Below are 20,759 nucleotides of genomic sequence, written 5' to 3'. Positions count from 1 at the left end.
CAAGCCCAGGCACTGCCCGCGGTGCCGGTCGGGCACCGCCTGCACGAACGCCGCCCGCGCCACCATGTGGTAGCCCGACGCCGCGCCCGACAGCGCCCACAGCGCGACCGTGGCCGCCAGCCCCGGTCGCCACGCGCACAGCACCAGGGGCAGGCACGCCGCCACCGCCAGCGGACCGAGCCAGCGCAGCCTGGTCCTCGGCGGCAGCTTGGTCAGCAGCAGCATCCCGACCACGGTGCCCGCCGGACTCGCCGCCAGCAGCAGTCCCACCGCGGTGGCGCCCTGGCCGATCTCCCCGGCGTAGGGCACGGCCAGGCCCTCGACCGTGATGTAGAAGCCCGCCACGCACGCCAGGGCGACCAAGGAGCGCAGCCTCCGGTCGCGCAGCACCAGGCCCAGGCCCGCCCCCAGCGAGTGCCACCACGACCACACGGCCGGTGCGCCCGCGGCGGCGTCGGCCAGCGGGGCGGGCCGGTGCCGCACCCCCAGCCGCACCAGCACCGCCGAGAGCAGGAACGTGGCGCCGTCGAGCAGCAGGCCCTGGCTGGTGCCCGCCACGGCCACCACGGCCCCACCGGTGGCGAACCCCAGGACCTGGCTCGTCTGCACCATCACGTCCTGCACGCCCGAGGCGACCACGAACCGGTCGCCCCGCATCGCCGCGGCCAGGGTGGCCGCGCGAGCCGCGCCGTGCGGGGCGTTGAGCGCCTGCACCAGCACCAGCAGCACGGCCGCGCACCACAGCGGCAGGCCGGGCAGCGCCATCACCGCCACCAGGCCCCCTCGGCACAGGTCGGTGGTGATCATCACGGCGCGGCGGGGGTAGCGGTCGGCGAAGCCGGACAGCAGCGGCCCGGACACCAGGTCGGGGACGTAGGTGAGCCCGTAGGTCACGGCGGTCAGCCCGGCCGACGCGGTGCGCTCGTAGACCAGCACCGACACCGCCACCCGCGCCAGCTGGTCACCCAGCACGCTGAGCAGCTGGGCGAGGAACAGCGCGCGGAACTCGCCCGAGGCGAACACCGACCTGAAGGTGGCAGGCCGTCCGCCGTCCGCTGCGCCCATCCCGATCCCCCGCCCGACCCGCGACTGGTGGCCTCACAGCATGCCGGTTCGGCGCGGGGCGCGAGTGCGGTTCGCCGATCTCGTCCGACTACGATCACCGCTTCGTGGAATTGCTGATCTTCGCCGCGGTGCTGCTGGTGGTCTTCCTGGTGCGGCTGCGGCGGGAGCCCCGGCGCATCGTCAACGGCGTCTACCTGCTGCTCGCCTTGGCGTTCGGGGCGCTGTGGCTGCTCACGTTGACCGGTTACAGCAGCGATGAGGCGGTGGTGGCGCTGCTGCTGCGGGCCGCTCCGCTGTTCGCGGCGGTGATAGCGGTGTTCCTGCTCGCCAACGGGTGGCTCATGCTGCGGCGCGAAGGCGTCCAGCTCGCCAACGCGCTGTCGCTGGCCGCCGGGCTGGCGGTGATCGCGCTGGTGGCCGGGGTGTCCACCGCGCTGACCAAGGCGGCGGACGACACCGGCGCCGCCGACTGGCTGCTGGTGGCCGCCCGGTCGGCCGTGCTGCTCGCGGGTTACCTGGGGTTCGCCTTCACCGCCTTCCTGCTGTACTCGGTGGTCTACGGCCGCGTCCCGCAGCGGGCGGGCCACGCGGCGATCGTGGTGCTCGGCGCCGGTGTCCCGCAGGGGCGGGTGCAGCCGCTGCTGGCGGCGCGGCTCAACCGGGCCGCCGAGCTGTACCGGCGGGAGCTGGCCGCGGGCGCCCGTCCGGTGGTGGTGACCTCCGGCGGCCAGGGGCCCGACGAGCCCGCGTCCGAGGCCAGCGTCATGGCCGGTTACCTGCACGCGCGCGGCATCCCGCCCGAGGCGGTGGTGGAGGAGGACCGGTCCACCTCGACGTGGGAGAACCTGCGCTACTCCGCCGACCTGCTGGCCGCGCGGGGGCTGGAGGGGAGGCTGCTCGTGGTCACCAGCAACTACCACGTGCTGCGCGCGGCCGTGCTGTCCCGGCGGCTGGGGCTGCGCGCCGACGTCCGCGGCGCGAGGACGGCCTGGTACTTCCTGCCCAACGCGTTCGTGCGGGAGTTCGTCGCGCTGCTGGCGCAGTACAAGGCGGCCAACGCCGTCGCCATGGTCGCGATCGCCGCCGTGCTCCCCCTCCTGGCGCTGCCCAACTAACCCGCGTCGGCAAGTACTACCCGCTCCACCACCACGGGCCGGTAACCACTACCCGGCCCACGACGTCGATCCGCGCGGGTAGTAGTTACGCGCTCGACGGAGCGGCACGGGTAGTACTTGCAGACGTTGGGCCAGTTGAGACCCGAAACTTCTCCGCAAGAGATTGCTCGGCGTGTCGGCGTCGCAACATAGTGAGCTGACTTCAGGGGCGATCTCTCAAGGAGGAGGGATGGTCATCAGAGCGCTCATGCTCGTGCAGGCGGAGGTCCGGCGTCCCGGCGGAACCACCGGCCGGACAGGCCCAGCGGTGGTGGTGGCGCCGTGAAGGCACTGGCCGCCGTCACCTCCGCGCTGGCCGTGGTCATCGCGGTCCTCGTCGCGCCGCAGGCCTCCGCGGCCTCGCTGACCGAGGTGACCGGTTTCGGCACCAACCCCAGCAACCTGCGGATGCACCTCTACGTGCCCGACCGCGTCCTCAGCAAGCCCCCGGTGCTGCTGGCGATCCACTACTGCACCGGCTCCGGCCCCGCGTTCCACTCCGGCACCGAGTTCGCGCGGCTGGCCGACCAGCACGGGTTCATCGTGATCTACCCGTCCGCCACCCGCAGCGGCCAGTGCTTCGACGTCTCCTCGCAGCAGGCGCTGCGGCGCGACGGCGGCAGCGACCCGGTGGGGCTGATGTCGATGGTGCGGTACGTGCTGCAACGCCACAACGGCGACGCGAGCCGCGTGTACGTCACCGGCACCTCGTCCGGGGCCATGATGACCAACGTCATGCTCGCCAACTACCCGGACGTCTTCGAGGCGGGCGCGGCGTACGCGGGCGTGCCCGCGGGCTGCTTCGCGACCACCGACGGTTCGGGCTGGAACAGCGCGTGCGCCAACGGGAACGTGCTCAGGACGCCCCAGCAGTGGGGCGACATCGCCCGTTCCGCCTACCCCGGCTACTCCGGGCAGCGGCCCAGGGTGCAGCTGTGGCACGGCACCGCCGACGACACCCTGCGCTACCCGAACTTCGGCGAGGAGATCGACCAGTGGACCAACGTCCACGGCCTGTCCACCACGCCGACCTTCACCGACCGCCCGCAGGCCAACTGGACCCGCACCCGCTACGGCGACAAGGTCGAGGCCATCTCCTTGCAGGGCACCGGTCACAACGTCATGGCGTCGGGGATGGCCCTGCGCACCATCCAGTTCTTCGGCTTGGACCGGACCCCGCCGACGAGCACGACGACCACCACGACCACCACGCCCGGCACGGGCACCTGCAAGGTCTCCTACGCCGTCAACGCCTGGAACGAGGGTCTGACCGCGTCCATCACCATCGCCAACACCGGCACCACCGCGGTCAACGGCTGGGCGCTGGAGTTCACCCTGCCCAACGGGCAGCGGATCACCTCGGGCTGGGGCGCGACCTACTCGCCCACCAGCGGCGTGGTGACCGCGCGCAACGCCGCGCACAACCCCGCGATCAGCCCCGGCGCGTCCATCGGCGTGGGCCTGCAGGCCTCGCACACCGGTGACGCGGGCGAGCCGTCCTCGTTCTCCCTCAACGGAACCGCTTGCGCGGTCGGATGACTCCGGTCACCCCGTGCGGGATCCGCCCTCGCACGGGGTACTCCCCTGCCCGGCGGGAATCGCGGCAGAATCGGGGCACGCCCCCGGCGGGCGTTCGCGCCCGCTGCCGCCGCGGCCGAACCCGACACCGAGGAGCTCCCTTGCCGCAGTTACCCCCCAGACGCCGCGACCGCCTCGGCACCCGCGTGGCAGCCCTGCTCACCGGCCTGCTGCTGGCGGTGGGGGCGCAGACCGCGACCGCCGCCCCCGCACCGACCTGGATCGGCACGTGGGGCACCTCGTCCACCTCCGTGCCCGCGTCGGCGAACACGGTGTTCCAGGACCAGACCCTGCGCCAGATCGTGCACACCAGCGTCGGCGGCAGCACCCTGCGGGTGCGGCTGTCCAACGAGTTCGGCTCCCAGCCGCTGGTCGTCGGCGAGGCGCACGTGGCCCGGTCGGCCTCCGAGGGCTCGGACGCCCGCGTCGAACCCGGCTCGGACCGCCGGATCACCTTCGGCGGCAAGCCCACCGCCACGGTGCCCGCGGGCGCCCCGCTGCTCAGCGACCCGGTCGCGCTGCCCGTGCGGCCGGGCGCGGACCTGGTGATCAGCCTGTACCTGCCCGAGCGCACGCCCGCCACCACCGTGCACGGCTCGCCGTTCCAGGACGGCTTCCTCACCTCCGGCAACGCCACCGGCAGCACCGACTTCGACTCGCCGACCGTGCTGCCGCAGTGGTACTTCCTCAGCGGTGTGCGGGTCGCGGGTGAACCGCGCCGCGGTGGCACCGTCGTGGCGTTCGGCGACTCGATCACCGACGGCGCGATCACCACGCCGGGCGCCAACCGGCGCTGGCCGGACTTCCTGGCCCGCCGCTTCCAGGCCGACCGGGGGCTGCGCCACCTCGGGGTGGTCAACTCGGGCATCGGCGGCAACCGCCTGCTGCACGACCCCAACCCGCCGGAGGGCTCGCCCGCGCAGGACTACGCGGCCTACTTCGGGCAGAGCGCGTTGCGCCGCTTCGACCGCGACGTGCTGCTCCAGCCGGGCGTGCGGCACGTGGTCGTGCTCATCGGCGTCAACGACCTGGGCCACCCCGGCAACATCGCGCCGATCAGCGAGAAGGTCACCGCGCACGACCTCATCGCGGGCTACCGGCAGCTGATCGCCCGCGCGCACGAGCGGGGCGTGGAGATCCACGGCGCCACCATCACGCCGTTCCGCGGGGACACGCTGGGCTTCTACAACCCCGACAACGAGGCCGTCCGCCAGCAGGTGAACCACTGGATCAGGACCAGCGGCGAGTACGACGGCTACGTCGACTTCGACGCCGCCGTCCGCGATCCCCGGCAGCCCGACCGGCTCCTGCCCGCCTACGACAGCGGCGACCACCTGCACCCCAACGACGCGGGGATGGAGGCGATGGCGAACTCGGTGCCACTGCGCCTGTTCCGCTGACGCACCCGGTGCGGGGCCGCCCGGGCGGCCCCGCACCGGTTCAGCCGGTCGCGAGGACGCCGGAACGAGCCGGGCCGTACCAGTGCTCCAGCGCCCGTGGCAGCCCGTCGGCCTGCTCACCCACGACACCCACCCAGGCGGTGTGGCCGTCCGGGCGCAGCAGGAGCGCGCGCAGGTCCGGGTGGTCCGGGCAGCGGTCGGTGACGATCCCGACCCTGTCCGCCCACCCCGCGGCCCGTTCGGCGGCCCTCCCGCCGTCCAGGTCCAGCAGCACGCCCCGGCCGGGGGTCAGCAGCTGGGCCAACCGGGTGCCGGTGCCGAGCACGAGGTCGGGGGCCAACCGGCCCAGCCACGGGTGGTCCGGGGCCGCGGGTGCGGGGTAGCGGGTGTCCAGCCCGGTCACGACCTCGGCCAGCGCCCGGTTGCCGTCGGGGTGCTCGGCCAGTCGGGTGAGCAGGTCCGCGACCGGCCGGAGCCCGTCGCCTGCCGTCCCCAGCAACGCCTGCGCGCGGGTGCTCGCCAGCAGCTGCACCCCCGCGGCGTGGCGTTCGTCGTGGTAGGTGTCGAGCAGGTGCGCGGGTGCGGTGCCGCGCACCGCGGCGGCGAGCTTCCAGCCGAGGTTGAACGCGTCGTCCAGGGCGACGTTGACGCCGATCGCCCCGGCGGGCGGGTGGACGTGCGCGGCGTCGCCCGCCAGCAGCACCCGGCCCGTCCGGTACCGCTCTGCGAGCCGGGCGGCGTCGCCGAAGCGGGTCAGCCAGCGGGGCGCGCGCAGCTCCACGCGCCTGCCCAGGGCGGCGTCCACGGCGGATCGCAGCCGTTCCAGGGTGACCGGGGCGTCCCGGTCCTCGGGCGGCTCGGGGTCGTCGACCACCACCCGGACGTAGCCGGGGCGCGGGATGACCAGCACCGCACCGCCGGGGCCGGTGGTCACGCCGAGCGGCAGCCCGTCCGGATCGGCCGACTCGACGTCGCCCAGCAGGGAGAAGCGGGTGGCCGGGGTGCCGGGGAAGGCGATGCCCGCCTGCTTGCGGACGGTGCTGCGGCCCCCGTCGCAGCCCACGAGGTAGCCCGCGCGCAGGACGCGCTCGCCGTCGGGGGTCGCCGCGGTGGCGGTCACCGCGTCGGCGTCCTGCCGCAGGGCGCGCAGCTCCCAGCCGCGCCGCAGGTCCGCGCCGAGTTCCAGCGCGTGGGCTTCGAGCACCTCCTCGACCCTGGTCTGCGGGATGCCCAGGGTGTACGGGTGGTCGGTGCGCGCGCCGGTCAGGCCCAGCGTCACCGGCAGGCCGGAGAACGCCGCCTGCGGGACCTGCCAGCCCTCGGCCAGGAAGGGCGCGTCCAGTCCCCGGCGGGCCAGCAGGTCCAGGGCGCGGGCGTTGAGCGTGAACCCCCGGCAGAAGCCGGGCCGTTCGGCGTGGCGTTCCAGCACGGTGGTGGCCACGCCCGCGCGCCGCAGCTCGGCCGCCAGCAGCAGCCCCGCCGGTCCCGCTCCGACGATGACGACCTCGGTGTCCCAGTCGGCGCTCACCCGTTTCCCCCTCGCTCCTGGCCGCTCCAGGTCCAGCCCTGGTCGGTGCGCTCCGCTTCGGGCCAGGCCAGGCTGCCGCCGCGGATCTCGGCGACGGTGCGCCGCGTCCACTCCAGCTCGGCCCGCGCCACGTGCAGCAGGTACTCGGCTTCGATCATGAACAGCCTCGGCAGGCCCCCCGCGCCGACCGTCGAGGCCAGCACCCGCTCGATCTCCTCGACGTGCCGGGTCAGGTGCTCCACCCGCTCCGCGAGCGCGTCCGCCGCCGCCTCCGGGCCGAGCGCGCCCAGGTAGGACACCGCGGCCGCGAACTTCGGGTGTTCGGGCACCGGTCTGCGCAGCAGTTCGTCCAGCCAGGCGAGGAACTCGCGGTGGCCGAGGTCGGTGTGCGCGTAGACGGTCCGCTCGGGGCGCCTGCCTTCGCGCACGGTCCGCACCGGCTCGATCCAGCCGTGTCGGACCAGCGCCTCGACCGTGTCGTACAGCGATCCGGAGTTGAGCTTGAAGCTGCTGTCCTTCAACCGCTCCCGCAGCGTCGTGGCCATCTCGTACGGGTGCATCGGGCGTTCCTGCAGCAGCCCCAGCACGGCCAGGGCGACCGTGTTGGTGATCTTCCTCTTCGCCATGTATCACCGCTCTCTACTAGTCGGAACCTACTATACGGAACCGACTAGCGATAACGCGCTTCGTCTCATGGGCTGCCCTTTACGGACTTTTGACGGTGGAGTGACCGACCTCCCACCGGGAACCGCGTGACGACATCGCGGGGGTCATTACCGTGCCCGCATGGCACTGGTGTGGTTACCTCTCGACGACGAGACCATCGACCGGATGCTCGTGCTGGCGCGCTCCCCGTGGACACCGGCGGAGTTGGATCGGACCTGGGCCGCCACGGGCTGGGCGCTGCCCGGCGGGCTGCCGCTCGCGGCCCAGGTGTTCGACGACCTGACCTACACCTTCGGCACCGGCGACCGCCTGCTGCGCCTGGGGATGCGCTTCGACCCGGACGAGATCACCAGCTTCTCGGTGGACTTCGCCACCTACTCCGACAGCGCCGACCCGGACGCCGCCGACTTCGGCGGTCCGGACGCGCTGGGGGCCGGGTGGTCGGTCGACCCGGACGCCACCCGCGCGGACTTCGACGCCCGGTGGCGCGAGGGGGTCGACGCGGTGGCCGCTCGGCTGGGCGACCCGCTGATCGGGCGGCACGGCAGGCGGTGGCACCACGCGCTGTGGCGGCTGCGGGACGCGCTGGTCGTGGTGGCCCAGAGCGAGAACTCCGACGACTACGCCGACGTGGAGGACGCGCTGCTGTGCGTGGCGCACCACCCGGGGGACACGCCGATCCCGCGCGACGAGGAGTTGCGCGACTTCCTGCTCGGCGCTTAGCGCGGGCCCGCCAGCACCTTCGCCACCACCCTGGGGTCGAACAGCGCCGAGGGCCCCTTGACCATCTGGGCCACCTGGAAGAACCGCCGGTACACGGCCAGGTCGCCGGGCAGCACCTCGATCATCCGGTCCAGGTACCAGCGGACCAGTCGCGCGGCAGGGCCCGACCTGGTTGCGGTCCACCCCAGGTCGGCGCTGGTGGCCATGCGCCACGGCAACCGCAGCACGCGCGCCGCGCGGCGCTGGAACCGCCACCCCAGCGCGTCCAGGTCCGTCGAGCGGGACAGCAGCCCGCCCAGCTCCTCGGCCTCCAGCGCCGCCACCGTCATGCCCTGGCCGTACACGGGGTTGAAGCTGCACACGACGTCGCCCAGCGCCGCCAGCCGCCGCGGCCAGCGGGACATGCGGTGGAACGGGGTCCAGCGGTTGCCCAGGCCCACCACCCGGTACAGCTCGCCCGCCGGGACGCCCTGCTCGACGCACTGGGCGATCAGCGGGTTGTCCAGCGACCGCGCGTAGGCCAGGAATCCGTCCTGGTCGGTCGGGGTCGGCTCGCCGCCCGAGCCGATGAGGCAGATCTGCCACCGGTCGGCCTCGACGGCGAACACCGCGCCACCGCGCCGCACCACCGGCGCGTGCGTGCCCTGCGCGGTGGCGATCCAGTCCCGCCGCGCGCCGGGCGGCACGTGGTAGAGGCGGGTCGAGTAGGAGAGCCCGCCGTTGACCACGAGGTCCTCGGGGACGTCGAAACCCGCGGCCGCCAGCCGGTCCCTCAGCTTGGCGTGCCTGCCCGCGGCCACCACCACGAAGTCGGCCGCCACGACCTCCGAGCCCACGCGCACCCCGGTGACGCGCAGGCCCGCCTCGTCGAAGCACAGGTCGTCCACCCTGGCCCCGGCCCGCAGCCGCACCCGCGGCAGCGCCAGCACCCGACGGCGCAGGCAGGTCTCCAGGCAGACGCGGGTGAAGCACCGGATGGTCAGCCCCAGCACGCCCTCGGGCGCCCACCCGGTGACCATCCGCAGCCGCGTCTTCTGCGCCTGGTCACCCGACGGCACGCCGAGCCGGTCCAGTTCCGCACCCAGGCCGGGGAACAACCGCTCCAGCACCTCGGCGCCCCTGGCCAGCAGGGCGTGCGGGTGCCGGGCCTGCGGCACCCCGCTGTGGTACTCGGTGTCGGCGGTCACCTCGTCCTGCTCCAGCAGGGTGACGCGCTCGAAGTGGTCGGCCAGCACCCTGGCCGCGACCAGCCCGCCGATCCCGCCCCCGACGACGACCGCTTCCCGCGCACCAGCCATGACGCCCCCTGCCCTTGGTGGATCACCAGTCTGTGCCAGGGGAACCCTCCGGTCACCGGTTCGGCGCGATTCCCCCCGAGCGCCCGCTCTTTCACCCGTACGCCGACCCTCGCGGAACGCGGCTCAAGGACCCACCTCGGTCCGCGCCCAGTCGGCGACCGCGTCGTAGTACGCGCCCGCGTGCGGGGCGAGGTTGATCGAGTGGCCGTAGTCGGGCAGCACGTACGCCCGCAAGCGGGCCTGCGGGCCGAAGTACGGCCGCTCGGCGGCCAGCAGGGTCAGCGCGGTCGAGCAATCGGTGGCCAGCGGTCCGCACACCGCCGCGTCGCGGCCGCCCACCGCCGTCATCACCGGCGCGGTGATGTTCCGGCTGAACGGGAGCAGCACCGCCACTCCCAACCCGTCGGCGGCCTCGGTGGGTGAGAAGACGTCCTTGGTCGCCTCCTCCACCGCCATCACGTCGGACGCGGACGGGGCGGGTGCGTGGAAACTGGCGTAGCGGGTGCCCGGCGCGGTGGTCAGGTAGCCGACCGGGAACAGCGGGCCGAACTTCGGGTCCAGGTTGGCGGGCCGGAAGTTGGCGAAGGAGGCGGCCACGCCCGCCGGGTTGATCCGGTGGGTCATGCCCGTGAGCAGCACACCGTCCACGTCGCGGTAGGCGCCCGCCTCGATCGCGGCGACGGCCGCGCCGAGGGAGTGCCCGCCGATGACGACCTTGTCGAACCTCGGCCCGTACGCGCCGGACCGCAGGCCCCGCACCACCTGGTGCATGGCGTCGGCCTGCGCCAGCGCGGTCAGCAGCGGCGCGGGTGGCCGCGAGCTGCGGCCGCTGCCGAGCCGGTCGACGGCGAGGGTGGCGAAACCCGCGCGGTTCTGGGCCGCTCGGAAGGAGTGCCTGCCGTCGGGGAAGTCCCAGTAGGAGCTGTTGTAGGTGGCTCCGGGGATGAGCAGCTGGACCGCGTCCGCGCCCCCGGCGGGCGTGCACAGCTGGCCGTGCACGGTGTGGCGGGTCGCCAGGACCGTCACCGGCGCTCGCACCTCGCGACAGGTGGCGGGGTCGGCTCCGGCGGCCGGGGCGGGGGTGGCGGCGACGGTCAGTGCCGCGAGCCCGGCGGCGAGTGCTCGCTGGTACCGCAAGAGTGGGGTGTCCTTTCCTTCACAGCGTCGTGGTTCTCGGGCGGGGCAGTGCGGCCATCGGCATCCGACCGGGGTGGATGGTGCCGACGACCTTCGTGCGCACGGACTTGCCCGGCACGGGGACCAGGCGCCAGCGGGCGGCGGTGGTGGCCGCGACGATGGCGATCCCGGCGGTGGCGTAAGCGTGGCCGGGACAGCGGTGCGCTCCGCCCGCGAACGGGAGGTAGGCGCCCCTGGGCAGGGCGCCCGCGCGCTCGGGCGACCAGCGGTCGGGGTCGAAGCGCCACGGGTCCCGGTGGAACCGCTCGTCGTGGTGCAGCGCGTGCGGGCTGAACGCGACCTCCGCGCCCGCAGGCACGCGCACGCCCGCCAGGACCAGGTCCTCGGCGGTGCGGCGCACCACGAACCACAGCGGGTACCGGCGCAGCACCTCGTTGACGACGCGGCGCAGGTACCGCAACCTCGGCAGGTCGCCGATCGTGGCGGGGCGGCCCCGCAGCACCTCGTCCGCCTCGGTCTGCACCCGCCGCTGCACCTCGGGGTGGCGGGCCAGCTCGTGGAACAACCAGGCCAGCGCCGGACCGGTGGTCCCGCTGCCCGCCACGAGCAGGGTGACCACCTCGTCGCGCACCTGCCGGTCGGACAGGACGCGGCCGGTGCTGTCGCGGGCCGACAGCAGTGAGCGCAGCGGGTCCTGGCGCTCGACGGGATCGGCGCGGGCGGAGGCGATGGCCCGGTCCACCGCGGCGTGCACGCGCCCCACCGCCTCGTCGAAGCGGCGGTCGACCGGTCGGACCAGCTTCCGCGCCCGTGGGAGCGGCAGCACCCGCGCCACGCCGTGCCGGATCAGCTCGGGCGTCCAGCGCCGGATTTCGCCGTCGACCTCGGGATCGGAATCGGTTGCGAGCAGCATCCGGTCGACAGTGGCGATCGCGAAGTCCCGCATCACCCGATCGATTTCCAACACCTGTCCAGGCCGCCAGGAATCGACCAGCTCAGCGGCGCCTTTCGTGACAGCGGTGCAATACTGAACCACCCGGTCGGGATGGAAAGCGGCTTGCACCGCCTTCCGCTCGCCGTGGCGGCAATCGCCACCCGCGACCGGAGGGCGGTTTCCGAAAAACTTTCGAAACTTGCCCACCGGCAGCCCTTTTCCCACCCCGCACGTCTCCGCCGCGAGCACCTCGCAAGCCAATTGCGGGGTGGTCACCACGTACACCACACGCTTGCCCAGGTAGATCCGCACGACATCGCCCACAGCGCTCAGACCGGCGCTGAAGTCGAGGCGTCGCCGCAGCATGGCGGGGGTGTGCCCGAGCAGCGGCCAGCGGCCCGGCACCACCGGAGCCTCGCACCGAGGAGCGCTTCCGGTTTTCCGGCGTGCGATCACGTCACTTGCCCCCACTCGGTCGGGCGATGAACGGCGAGCACTCTATGCGGCCGTTCAGGCGGAGAGGGATAGCGCAATCGAGTTAATTTATTGGATCGACTGGCATCCGCCCGGCCCAAGCGGTTGGATACTCGCGTTCCAACCACCAACCGGGTGGTCGCACCTCTCACCCGGAACCCCTCGGGGAATGAACTGGAGCGCGCCGTGGACGAGCCGGACTGGGTGCCCGAGGGCGTCGACACCTCGATTCCGAGCGTGGCTCGCACTTACGACTACCTGCTCGGTGGCGCGCACAACCTGGCGGTGGACCGCAGGATGGCCGACGAGATGCTCCGGGTGCTGCCCGGCGCGCGGCACCTGGTTCGGCTCAACCGCTCGTTCCTGCGCCGCGCGGTCACCCACCTGGTGCGGCGGGGGGTGCGGCAGTTCCTCGACATCGGCTCGGGCATCCCGACCGCGGGCAACGTGCACGAGGTCGCTAGGGCGCACGCCCCGGACTGCCGCGTGGTCTACGTCGACAAGGACCCGGTGGCCGTCGCGCACAGCCGGATGCTGCTGGCCGGGGACGAACGCACCGACGTGGTGCTGGCCGACCTGCGCGACCCCGAGGACGTGCTGGGCAGGCCCGAGGTCAAGGGCCTGCTGGACCTGGACCAGCCGGTGGCGCTGTTGCTGCTGCTGGTCGTGCACTTCCTGACCGACGAGGAGGACCCGGTGGGCCTGCTCGGCCGCTACCGGGACCGGCTGGCGCCGGGCAGCTTCCTGGTGGTCTCGCACGCCACCGACGACCGGCGCGCCGAGACCATGCGGCGCGCGGCGGACACCGTGCGCCGCGCCCGGTCCAGGGACAACCTGGTCTACCGCGACCGCGCCGAGGTCACCGCCCTGTTCACCGGCTACGAACTGGAGGAGCCCGGCGTCGTCGGCTGCGCGCTGTGGCGTCCCGACGGCGCGGGTTCGATGGCCGACACCCCCGAGGACAACACCCAGGTCTACGTCGGCGTCGGGCGCAAACCCGCGCCTGGGGAGCGGGGGACGTGACCGCCCCGCTCCCCCGCGACGCGGCCGGGCTGCGCGAACGCGTGAAGCTGGCCCGCAAGTGGGCCTACCTGCTCAGCAAGCGGACCTACCTGCCGATGTCGCAGGCCGAGTTGGAGCGCCAGCTGCTGGGCCTGGTCGAGCGGCTGTGCGCGGGCGTGGTCACCGGGCCGCTGGCCCACCAGGTCGGCCGCGAGGTCGGCGTGGCGCTGGTGGAGATGAACTGCACGCTGGCCGAGACCCTGCGGCTGAGCGTGGAGGTGATCAGCCGCGGCCTGCTGGACATGACCTCGCTGCGCGGCATCCCGCAGCGGCGCGACCGGGTGGTCGAGGTGGTCGCCGCGCTGGCCTCCGGGTTCGCCGAGAAGCTGCGGCTGGCCACCCTGGAGCAGCAGGAGCAGCTGGGGCGCGCGCTGCACCGCGCCATGCGGCAGGTCCAGCTGGACCTGCAGGCCAGCGAGGCCAGGACCGAGGTGGTCGAGACCTTCACCTCCAGCGGGGTGGCCACCACCGATCTGGCCGGGCAGGTGCTGCGCGCCAACGACGCGCTGGCCCGCATCGTGGACCTGCCCCCCGCCGCGGTCACCGGGCTGTCGCTGCCGGACCTGGTGCACCCCGATCAGCGGGACGCGGTGCGCGCGGACTTCGCCCGGCTCGCGGCGGGCTCCGGCGAGGTGATCAGCCAGCCCCGCAGGCTGCTGCGCGCGGACGGCGAGACGGCGTGGGTGACGCTGACGCTGACGCCGCTGCGGCTGCACGACGGGCGCGGCCAGGTGGTGGTGCTGGCCGAGGACAGCTCGGACGTGAGCCTGCTGCAGGGCCAGCTCAACCACCAGTCGCTGCACGACCTGCTGACCTGGCTGCCCAACCGGCAGTACTTCACCAGCAGGTTGGAGCAGGCGCTGCGCACCGCCGACCCGGCCACCGGCATCAGCGTGTTCCACCTGGACCTGGACGGGTTCTCGCTGATCACCGGCGGGCTGGGCAGGCGGGTGGGCGACCAGGTGCTCAAGACCGTGGCGCTGCGGCTGCGCGAGGTGGTGGCCGAGGAGGTCGCCATGGTGGCCCGGTTCGGCTACGACGAGTTCGCGATCCTGGTGGAGAACTCGGCCAGCACGCCGGACGTGGTCACCCTGGTGCGCCGGATCAACGACCGGCTGTCCGAGCCGTTCGACGCGGGTGGCCACCGGGTGGCCACCTCGGCGACCATCGGCGTGGTGCACCGCCCGCCCTCCGACGCCTCGCCGTCGGACCTGCTGGACTCGGCGGACCTGACGCTGCGCCGGGCCAAGGGCGGCGGCAGGCGGCAGTGGGAGCTGGCCGACCCGACGCAGGACGGCCGCGACCGCAGGCGGTTCAGCCTGGCCGTGACCATGCCGGGCGCGTGGGAGGGCGGTGAGCTGCGGGTGCGCTACCGGCCGCTGGCGCGGCTGGCGGATTCGGCGCTGGTCGCCGCCGAGGCGGTGCTGCGCTGGGACCACCCGAAGCTGGGCGCGCTGCCCCACGAGCAGTGCCTGGCGCTGGCCGAGGACACCGGCCTGGTGGGGTCGCTGCTGGCGTGGCTGCTGCGGACGGCGTGCGAGCAGTCCCTGGCGTGGCGACGCGACCGGGGCCGGGAGCTGCCGGTGCGGGTGGGCGTGACCGCGAGCCAGGCGGCCGACCAGGAACTGGTGGGCGCGGTGCTGGGCGTGCTCGCCGACACCGGGCTGCCGCCGCGGCTGCTGCGGCTGGGCCTGCCCGCCGCGGCGGTGCTCGACGAGGACGAGGCGGCCGCGGACAACGCGCGCATCCTGGCCGAGAGCGGGGTGGTGGTGGAGGTCGACGACTTCAGCGCCGCGCCGGGCGAGCTGGTGAGGGTGGCCGAACTGCCGGTGGCGTCGGTGCGCATCACCTTGTCCCGAGGGCCGGTGCCCGGTGGGCCGCCGGGCGGGCGCGTGGTGGCCGACCTGCTGGCCGTGGTGCGCGACGCGGGCGTGGCGGTGGCGGTGGACGGGCTGTCCTCGGTCGAGCAGGCGAGTTGGTGGCGGGAGGCCGGCGCGGACACCGGCTCCGGCCCGCTGTTCGCCTCCGCCTCGCCGCCCGAGGTGATCGCCGCCCGGCTCGGCTGAGAACGGCGTCACCGGCCGACCCGGACGCTCAACTCACGCGGACGGGCGCCCCCGACGCGCGGTGGGTGGCCGGTGGGCACCACGCGAGGCCGCGTCGGAGGCGCGCTGGTCAGATCCGGCAGGTGTCCAGGGAGCTGACCAGGATCGCGCGGGCGCCGACGCGCCACAGCTCGTCCATGACGCGCGGCGCGTGGTCGCGCGGGACCAGCGACCGCACGGCGACCCAGCCCTCGCGGGCCAGCGGGGAGACCGTGGGCGCCTCGATGCCGGGCACCAGCTTGAACGCCTCCTCCTGGGCGGCCACCGGGCAGTCGAAGTCCAGGATCACGTAGCGCCGGGCGATCAGCACGCCCTGGAGCCTGCGGGTGAGGACCTCCACCGCGTCCACGGTCTGCTGGGTGTCGGCGACCTGCTCGCCCTGGATCAGCACCGCCTCGGACTTCAGGATGGGGTCGCCGAAGGTCTGCAGGCCCGAGGTGCGCAGCGTGGTGCCGGTCTCCACCACGTCGGCGATGGCGTCGGCCACGCCGAGTTCCACGGCGGTTTCCACCGCGCCGTCGAGCCGCACCAGGTGGGCCTCGATGCCCAATTCGGCCAGGTGCTCCTGGACCAGCTTCGGGTAGCTGGTGGCGATCCGCTTGCCCGCCAGCCCGGCGGCGTCGGAAATGCCTCCGGGTTTGCCCGCGAAGTAGAACGCGGCGCGGCCGAAGCCGAGCGAGAGGATTTCTTTGGCGGAGACGGTGGAATCGCGCAGCAGGTCGCGGCCGGTGATGCCGACGTCCAGCGACCCCTCGCCCACGTAGACCGCGATGTCCCTGGGGCGGAGGAAGAAGAACTGCACGTCATTGGCCGGGTCCGCGACGATCAACTCCCGCCCGGACCGGTTGACGCGGTATCCCGCCTCGGCCAGCATTTGCGCGGCGGGAGCACTCAGCGACCCTTTGTTGGGCAGGGCGAAGCGTAGAGCAGCCATGGCGGCGAGTCTCCCACACCGGGTCCGTGTCACCCGATCAGGGGGCGCATCCCAAGGAATGAAAACCGGTTGTGCACCAGCGGTTCACCACATTTTTCGCGAGCGGTCGTGATATCCGCCGCATTCCGGCCCTCCGGGTTCGCGGACCCCGATCGCCACGCCCGCGCGGGCGCAGCGCGAGCGGACCGCCGCGCCTGCCCGGACGCGGCGGTCGTGATCGTCGCCCTACGGCGTGGGCCGCCCGCCGTTGAGCAGCTGCTCGAACGGCACCACGTCGCCGTAGGGCGCGGCGGGCGCGGCGGGCGCGCGGCCCGCCAGCAGGTCGGCCAGCTCCGCGCCCGCGCGGTCGATGCGCTCGACCAGCCCCGCCTGCGCGCCCCAGTCCGACGACGCGGCGTAGACGCCGGTCGGCAGCACGATCGCGCGCAGGTAGGCGAACAGCGGGCGCAGCGCGTGGTCGAGCACCAGCGAGTGGCGCTCGGTGCCGCCGGTCGCCCCGATCAGCACCGGCTTGCCCACCAGCGAGCCCGGTTCCAGCACGTCCACGAAGGACTTGAACAACCCGCTGTAGGAGGCGTTGAACGTCGGCGTCACCGCGATCAGCGCGTCCGCGCCCACCACGTCCTCGACCACCCGGCGCAGCCGCGCGCCGGGGAAGCCGGTGACGAGGTTGTCGGCCACGTCGCGGGCCAGGTCGCGCAGGTGCACGACCTTCGTGTCCACGTCGATCCGGTTCGCCACCGCGGTGGCGAGCCGGTCGGCCAGCAGGTGGCTGGACGACGGCTCGCCGAGCCCGGCGGACACCACGGCCAGGGTGGTCATCGCACGACCTCCGCCTTCGCCGCGAGCAGCCCCCGGTGGGTGGGGGCGTCGGGCACGTCGGCCGGGCGGCCGACCGCGAACTCCGCGCGCAGCACCGGGACGATCTCGCCGAGGAAGTCCAACTGCTCCAGCACGGTCTTCAGCGGCAGGCCCGCGTGGTCCATCAGGAACAGCTGGCGCTGGTAGTCGCCGAAGTGCTGCCGGAAGGTCAGCGTCTTGTCGATGACCTCCTGGGGGCTGCCCACGGTCAGCGGGGTCTGCTCGGTGAACTCCTCCAGCGACGGCCCGTGCCCGTAGACCGGGGCGTTGTCGAAGTAGGGCCGGAACTCGCGGACCGCGTCCTGGGAGTTGCGGCGCATGAACACCTGACCGCCCAGGCCCACGTACGCCTGGTGCGCGGCACCGTGCCCGTAGTGCTCGAAGCGCTGCCGGTAGAGGTTGATCAGCCGGATGTAGTGCTCCTTGGGCCAGAAGATGTTGTTGGCGAAGAAACCGTCGCCGTAGTAGGCGGCCTGCTCGGCGATCTGCGGGCTGCGGATCGAGCCGTGCCAGACGAACGGCGGCACGCCGTCGAGCGGGCGCGGGGTCGCGGTGAACGACTGCAGCGGGGTGCGGAACCGGCCCTGCCAGTCGACCACGTCCTCCCGCCACAGCTTGTGCAGCAGGGCGTAGTTCTCCACCGCCAGGTCGATGCCGTCACGGATGTCCCTGCCGAACCAGGGGTATACAGGGCTTGTATTTCCGCGCCCGAGGACCAGGTCCACCCGGCCGTCGGCCAGGTGCTGCAGCATCGCGTAGTCCTCGGCGATCTTCACCGGGTCGTTGGTGGTGATCAGCGTGGTGGCGGTGGACAGGATCAGCCGCTCGGTGCGGGCGGCGATGTAGCCCAGCATGGTGGTGGGCGAGGACGGCACGAAGGGCGGGTTGTGGTGCTCGCCGGTGGCGAAGACGTCCAGACCGACCTCCTCGGCCTTGAGCGCGATGGTGACCATCGCCTTGATGCGCTCGGCCTCCGTGGGCGTCCGGCCCGTGGTGGGGTCGGGCGTCACGTCGCCGACGGTGAAGACGCCGAACTGCATCATGTCCGCTCCTCGATCAGGTAGTTGCGCTTTCAACTACTTGTTCCAACAGTACCCCCTCCCCCGCTATTCCGACCCCACCGGGGGCAGTGGTCCGATGACCCGCCGACCGCCGCCGATAGTTACCCATTCGTGCATCCGACCACCCCCGGCCGTCCCTACCTTGGGGTTACGAGACGCCCCGGACCGGGCGCCCCCACCACTCAGCAGAGGGCCGCATCGCATGGACAGGGACGAGCTGCTCTTCAACGCTTGGCTCACCAGCGTCAACACCCGGCTGGGCCGCTACGTCGTACGCCTGGTCGACGAAGCCTGCCTCAGACCCGCGCCCCGGCACTCGGTGCCGCTGGTGCAGGTCGAGCGCGAACTGGCCGAGGACCTCACCGAGCTCGCCGACGCCATCGCCCGCAAGGCCGCCGGGGAGTCCTTCCCGGTGCAGAGCACGGCGGACCGCAGGCGCTGACCGGCTCGACCGCGCGGACCTCGGCGGTGGCCGCCGCCGGGGCGCTGCCGGGGTGGCGCGAGGCACGCGCCCGCTGATCAGGCGCTACCCGCCGTAGCCCTCGCACAGGTACGAGCGCTCCTGGTGGATCAGGCCGTCGACGAGGTGGAAGACGTCGATCGAGCGCTTGCCCGCCACCTCCAGCTCGGCGAACACCGTCGCCTTGCAGGTGTCCTCGGCGATCGCGAGCACCCGCAAAGGCTCATCGCGCCCCTGGTACGCCTCCTCCAGCGCCGCCAGGTAGTCGCGCACGCCGATGACGGTCCTGCCGGAGGGCCAGGTGGTCGACCGGATGTCGGGGTGCACCAGCATGGCGGCCCCGGCCCAGTCGCGGGCGTTCTCCGCGACGTAGAGCCGCCGCACCAAGTCCGTGGGCCCGCCGGGCGCGATGTCGGTCATGCTCCCATGGTCGCGCGAGTCGTGCCCGGCCACAGCTCAGCCATCAGCCCACCACGAGCGGAGCGGGCAGTGCGACCGAGGCGACCCTCATGCCCCCAGCCAGGCGAGCAGGGCGGCGGCGTCACGGCGCATCGACTCCGGCGAGTCGTCGGCGACGAACTCCAGCACGACGTGCCGGTCCCGGCCGTCCTCGGCCAGCAGCGCGAGCAGCGGACGCCACAGGTCCGCGCGCTCGGCCAGCGCCAGCCGGTCGGTGTAGCCGCCCGGCCCCCAGGAGAAGGCGTGCACCGCGGCCAGCCGCGGCAGCAGCGCGGTCACCTCGGCCAGGCACGCGGCGACCTCGGGGCTCGCCTTCGGCTGCCAGTGCGCGACCAGGCCGTCCACCTCGTCCAGCAGCCGCAGCGCGGAGGCCAGGTCGTCGGTGAGCGAGCAGGCGTGGTGCTCGGCGGTGACCGCGATGCCGCGCCCGGCCGCCAGCTCCGCGCAGCGGCGCAGGTCGTCGGTGATCCGCGCGCGCTCGGCCGGGCCGGTCTCCGCGGAGCCCCGCACCCCCGCCCACACCCGCACGCGCGGCGCGCCCAGCGCTTCGGCGGAGTCCAGGACGGCGGCGAACTCGGCCGGGTCGCCGCGGCCTGCCTTGTAGTAGGAGCCGTAGGTGCCGATCACCAGTCCGCGCACCCGGCACAGCTCGGCCACCCGCGCGGCCCTCGCCGGGTCGCCCGGCGGCACGTGCACGTCGGCTCCCCACTCGACCGCCCCCAACCCGGCGTCCGCGACCAGGTCGACGACCTCGTCCACGGCCCTGCCCCGGAAGGTGACCGAAGCCAATCCCGCGACGATCATGCCCCCGCCCCCTCCCAAAGCGCCTGCAAGTACCACCCGACGGCCACATCGGGGCCGACAGCTACTACCCGAGGTGCGTGGACGCGCGGTTCGCAGTGTCCGGACGCGCGGTTCGTGATGCTCGAACGCGCGACTCGCGGTGGCCCGGAGTGCGCGGCCAGGCCACCGCGAGCGGGCGGGTCAGCCGCGCTCGACCAGGTGGCCGACCACGTCCGGACCGGGGTGGGGCGCACCGGAGCCGTCCCGGCGCTGGTCCACCTCGGGCAACTCGACCGCCGACCCGTTGCTCGCCGCGCCCGCGGGCCGAGGACCAACCCACGCCAGCACCAGGCCCTGCTCCCCCTTGAGGAACCGGTGGGCCCGCACCCCGCCGGTCGCCCGCCCCTTCGCCGGGTACGCGGCGAACGGCGTCACCTTCACGCTCTGCCCGGTCGAGGTGACCACCATCGGCTCGCCGTGCTCGTCGTCATCGGTGCGCACCGCCCCGAAGAACACCACCTTCTCCCCCGCGCCCAGGTTGATGCCCGCCATGCCACCACCCCTGAGCCCCTGCGGGCGGACCAGCGACGCGCTGTAGCGCAGCAACGAGGCATCCGACGAGACGAACACCAGCGTGCTGTCCGCACCCGCCAGCCACGTCGCCCCGACCACCTCGTCACCCTCCTTGAGGGTGATCACCTCGAACTCGTCCGACCGCACCGGCCACTCCGGCGCGCACACCTTCACCACGCCCTGCCGCGTGCCCAGCGCCAACCCCGGCGACTCGCCCGGCACCAGCGGGGCGATGCCCACCACCCGCTCGCCCTTGCCCAGGTCCAGCAGCTCACTGGCCGCCATCCCGCCGCTGAGCGACACCGTGCCGCTGGCCTCGGGCAGCACCGGCAGCGGCAGCACGTCCACCTTCACCGCCCGACCCCGGTTGGTCACCAGCAGCACCTGGCCGCGCGCCGTGGTGTGCACCACCGCCGCCACCGCGTCGTGCCGCGCCCGACCGTTGCGCCTGCGCGCCTCCGAAGCCTCCTCCGACTCCGCCGCCGTGCGCGCCACCAGCCCCGT

At 73.6% G+C, this 20,759-nt stretch carries 19 protein-coding genes; 7 read left to right on the top strand and 12 right to left on the bottom strand.

Features of this window, described 5'->3' with window-relative positions; all coding sequences use genetic code 11:
• Positions 1-1,023: MFS transporter (locus IEZ00_RS32290; RefSeq protein WP_229796315.1), on the bottom strand; the 1,023-nt coding region annotated here is incomplete at its 3' end.
• A gap of 146 nt (positions 1,024-1,169) precedes the next feature.
• On the opposite strand from IEZ00_RS32290, the gene IEZ00_RS32285 reads away from it, so the two are divergent.
• The 3 genes from IEZ00_RS32285 to IEZ00_RS32275 all read left to right on the top strand — a co-directional run bounded on the left by IEZ00_RS32285 (position 1,170) and on the right by IEZ00_RS32275 (position 5,197).
• Positions 1,170-2,180, top strand: a complete 1,011-nt coding sequence (locus tag IEZ00_RS32285; protein ID WP_189227166.1) for a YdcF family protein — start codon at positions 1,170-1,172, stop codon at positions 2,178-2,180.
• Between the two features lie 321 nt (positions 2,181-2,501).
• A complete protein-coding gene (locus IEZ00_RS32280) occupies positions 2,502-3,758 on the top strand; it encodes an extracellular catalytic domain type 1 short-chain-length polyhydroxyalkanoate depolymerase (protein ID WP_229796314.1) in 1,257 nt (418 codons plus the stop codon).
• A 140-nt stretch (positions 3,759-3,898) separates the two neighbouring features.
• Entirely contained in the window at positions 3,899-5,197 is a 1,299-nt protein-coding gene (locus tag IEZ00_RS32275; RefSeq protein WP_209619726.1) for an SGNH/GDSL hydrolase family protein, read from the top strand.
• Between the two features lie 40 nt (positions 5,198-5,237).
• On the opposite strand, the gene IEZ00_RS32270 is transcribed toward IEZ00_RS32275, so the two are convergent.
• Together IEZ00_RS32270 and IEZ00_RS32265 are read right to left on the bottom strand one after the other, a co-directional pair.
• Complete coding sequence (locus IEZ00_RS32270) at positions 5,238-6,725, bottom strand: FAD-dependent monooxygenase (protein WP_189227164.1); 1,488 nt, start codon at positions 6,723-6,725, stop codon at positions 5,238-5,240.
• Positions 6,722-7,351 carry a PadR family transcriptional regulator gene (locus IEZ00_RS32265; protein WP_189227163.1) on the bottom strand — a complete coding sequence of 210 codons (630 nt, stop codon included), beginning with the start codon at positions 7,349-7,351 and terminating at the stop codon, positions 6,722-6,724. Before IEZ00_RS32265 ends, IEZ00_RS32270 begins: the two co-directional genes overlap by 4 nt.
• Before the next feature lie 160 nt (positions 7,352-7,511).
• Here IEZ00_RS32265 and IEZ00_RS32260 point away from each other — a divergent pair, with 160 nt between their 5' ends.
• On the top strand, positions 7,512-8,114 hold the full coding sequence (locus tag IEZ00_RS32260) for a hypothetical protein (protein ID WP_189227162.1): 603 nt from the start codon (positions 7,512-7,514) through the stop codon (positions 8,112-8,114).
• Here IEZ00_RS32260 and IEZ00_RS32255 read toward each other — a convergent pair.
• The 3 genes from IEZ00_RS32255 to IEZ00_RS32245 all read right to left on the bottom strand — a co-directional run bounded on the left by IEZ00_RS32255 (position 8,111) and on the right by IEZ00_RS32245 (position 11,888).
• Entirely contained in the window at positions 8,111-9,412 is a 1,302-nt protein-coding gene (locus IEZ00_RS32255; protein WP_189227161.1) for an NAD(P)-binding protein, read from the bottom strand. The genes IEZ00_RS32260 and IEZ00_RS32255 overlap by 4 nt on opposite strands.
• A 123-nt stretch (positions 9,413-9,535) precedes the next feature.
• Positions 9,536-10,438 (bottom strand): alpha/beta hydrolase, encoded by a 903-nt coding sequence (locus IEZ00_RS32250; RefSeq protein WP_229796313.1) that lies wholly within the window; start codon positions 10,436-10,438, stop codon positions 9,536-9,538.
• A gap of 130 nt (positions 10,439-10,568) precedes the next feature.
• Entirely contained in the window at positions 10,569-11,888 is a 1,320-nt protein-coding gene (locus tag IEZ00_RS32245) for a cytochrome P450 (RefSeq protein WP_189227159.1), read from the bottom strand.
• A gap of 255 nt (positions 11,889-12,143) precedes the next feature.
• On the opposite strand from IEZ00_RS32245, the gene IEZ00_RS32240 reads away from it, so the two are divergent.
• Together IEZ00_RS32240 and IEZ00_RS32235 are read left to right on the top strand one after the other, a co-directional pair.
• Positions 12,144-12,980, top strand: coding sequence for an SAM-dependent methyltransferase (locus IEZ00_RS32240; RefSeq protein WP_189227158.1), 837 nt, complete (start codon positions 12,144-12,146; stop codon positions 12,978-12,980).
• Positions 12,977-15,085, top strand: coding sequence for a putative bifunctional diguanylate cyclase/phosphodiesterase (locus tag IEZ00_RS32235; protein ID WP_189227157.1), 2,109 nt, complete (start codon positions 12,977-12,979; stop codon positions 15,083-15,085). The genes IEZ00_RS32240 and IEZ00_RS32235 overlap by 4 nt, the downstream gene beginning before the upstream one ends.
• Before the next feature lie 109 nt (positions 15,086-15,194).
• Here the strand turns inward: IEZ00_RS32235 and hisG are convergent, their stop codons facing one another.
• From hisG to IEZ00_RS32220, 3 genes are all read right to left on the bottom strand, one after another.
• On the bottom strand, positions 15,195-16,058 hold the full coding sequence (hisG, locus tag IEZ00_RS32230) for an ATP phosphoribosyltransferase (protein WP_189227156.1): 864 nt from the start codon (positions 16,056-16,058) through the stop codon (positions 15,195-15,197).
• Positions 16,059-16,283: 225 nt separating this feature from the next.
• The gene (locus IEZ00_RS32225) at positions 16,284-16,880 is read right to left on the bottom strand and encodes an FMN reductase (protein ID WP_189227155.1); all 597 of its coding nucleotides are present in this window, start codon (positions 16,878-16,880) and stop codon (positions 16,284-16,286) included.
• Positions 16,877-17,959, bottom strand: coding sequence for an LLM class flavin-dependent oxidoreductase (locus tag IEZ00_RS32220; RefSeq protein ID WP_189227224.1), 1,083 nt, complete (start codon positions 17,957-17,959; stop codon positions 16,877-16,879). Before IEZ00_RS32220 ends, IEZ00_RS32225 begins: the two co-directional genes overlap by 4 nt.
• 223 nt (positions 17,960-18,182) lie before the next feature.
• On the opposite strand from IEZ00_RS32220, the gene IEZ00_RS32215 reads away from it, so the two are divergent.
• A complete protein-coding gene (locus IEZ00_RS32215) occupies positions 18,183-18,422 on the top strand; it encodes a hypothetical protein (RefSeq protein ID WP_189227154.1) in 240 nt (79 codons plus the stop codon).
• 84 nt (positions 18,423-18,506) lie between these two features.
• Here the strand turns inward: IEZ00_RS32215 and IEZ00_RS32210 are convergent, their stop codons facing one another.
• From IEZ00_RS32210 to IEZ00_RS37435, 3 genes are all read right to left on the bottom strand, one after another.
• Complete coding sequence (locus tag IEZ00_RS32210; RefSeq protein ID WP_189227153.1) at positions 18,507-18,860, bottom strand: nuclear transport factor 2 family protein; 354 nt, start codon at positions 18,858-18,860, stop codon at positions 18,507-18,509.
• Positions 18,861-18,947: 87 nt separating this feature from the next.
• On the bottom strand, positions 18,948-19,703 hold the full coding sequence (locus tag IEZ00_RS32205) for a sugar phosphate isomerase/epimerase family protein (protein WP_189227152.1): 756 nt from the start codon (positions 19,701-19,703) through the stop codon (positions 18,948-18,950).
• Between the two features lie 180 nt (positions 19,704-19,883).
• The coding region (locus IEZ00_RS37435) for a DNA gyrase C-terminal beta-propeller domain-containing protein (protein WP_276530115.1) at positions 19,884-20,759 on the bottom strand (876 nt) is incomplete at its 5' end.

This window comes from Saccharothrix coeruleofusca (assembly GCF_014648515.1).
GTDB classification, from domain to species: domain Bacteria; phylum Actinomycetota; class Actinomycetes; order Mycobacteriales; family Pseudonocardiaceae; genus Actinosynnema; species Actinosynnema coeruleofuscum.
The sequence above is the reverse complement of the archived record's forward strand: the minus strand, read 5'-3'. Positions and strand labels throughout refer to the sequence as shown.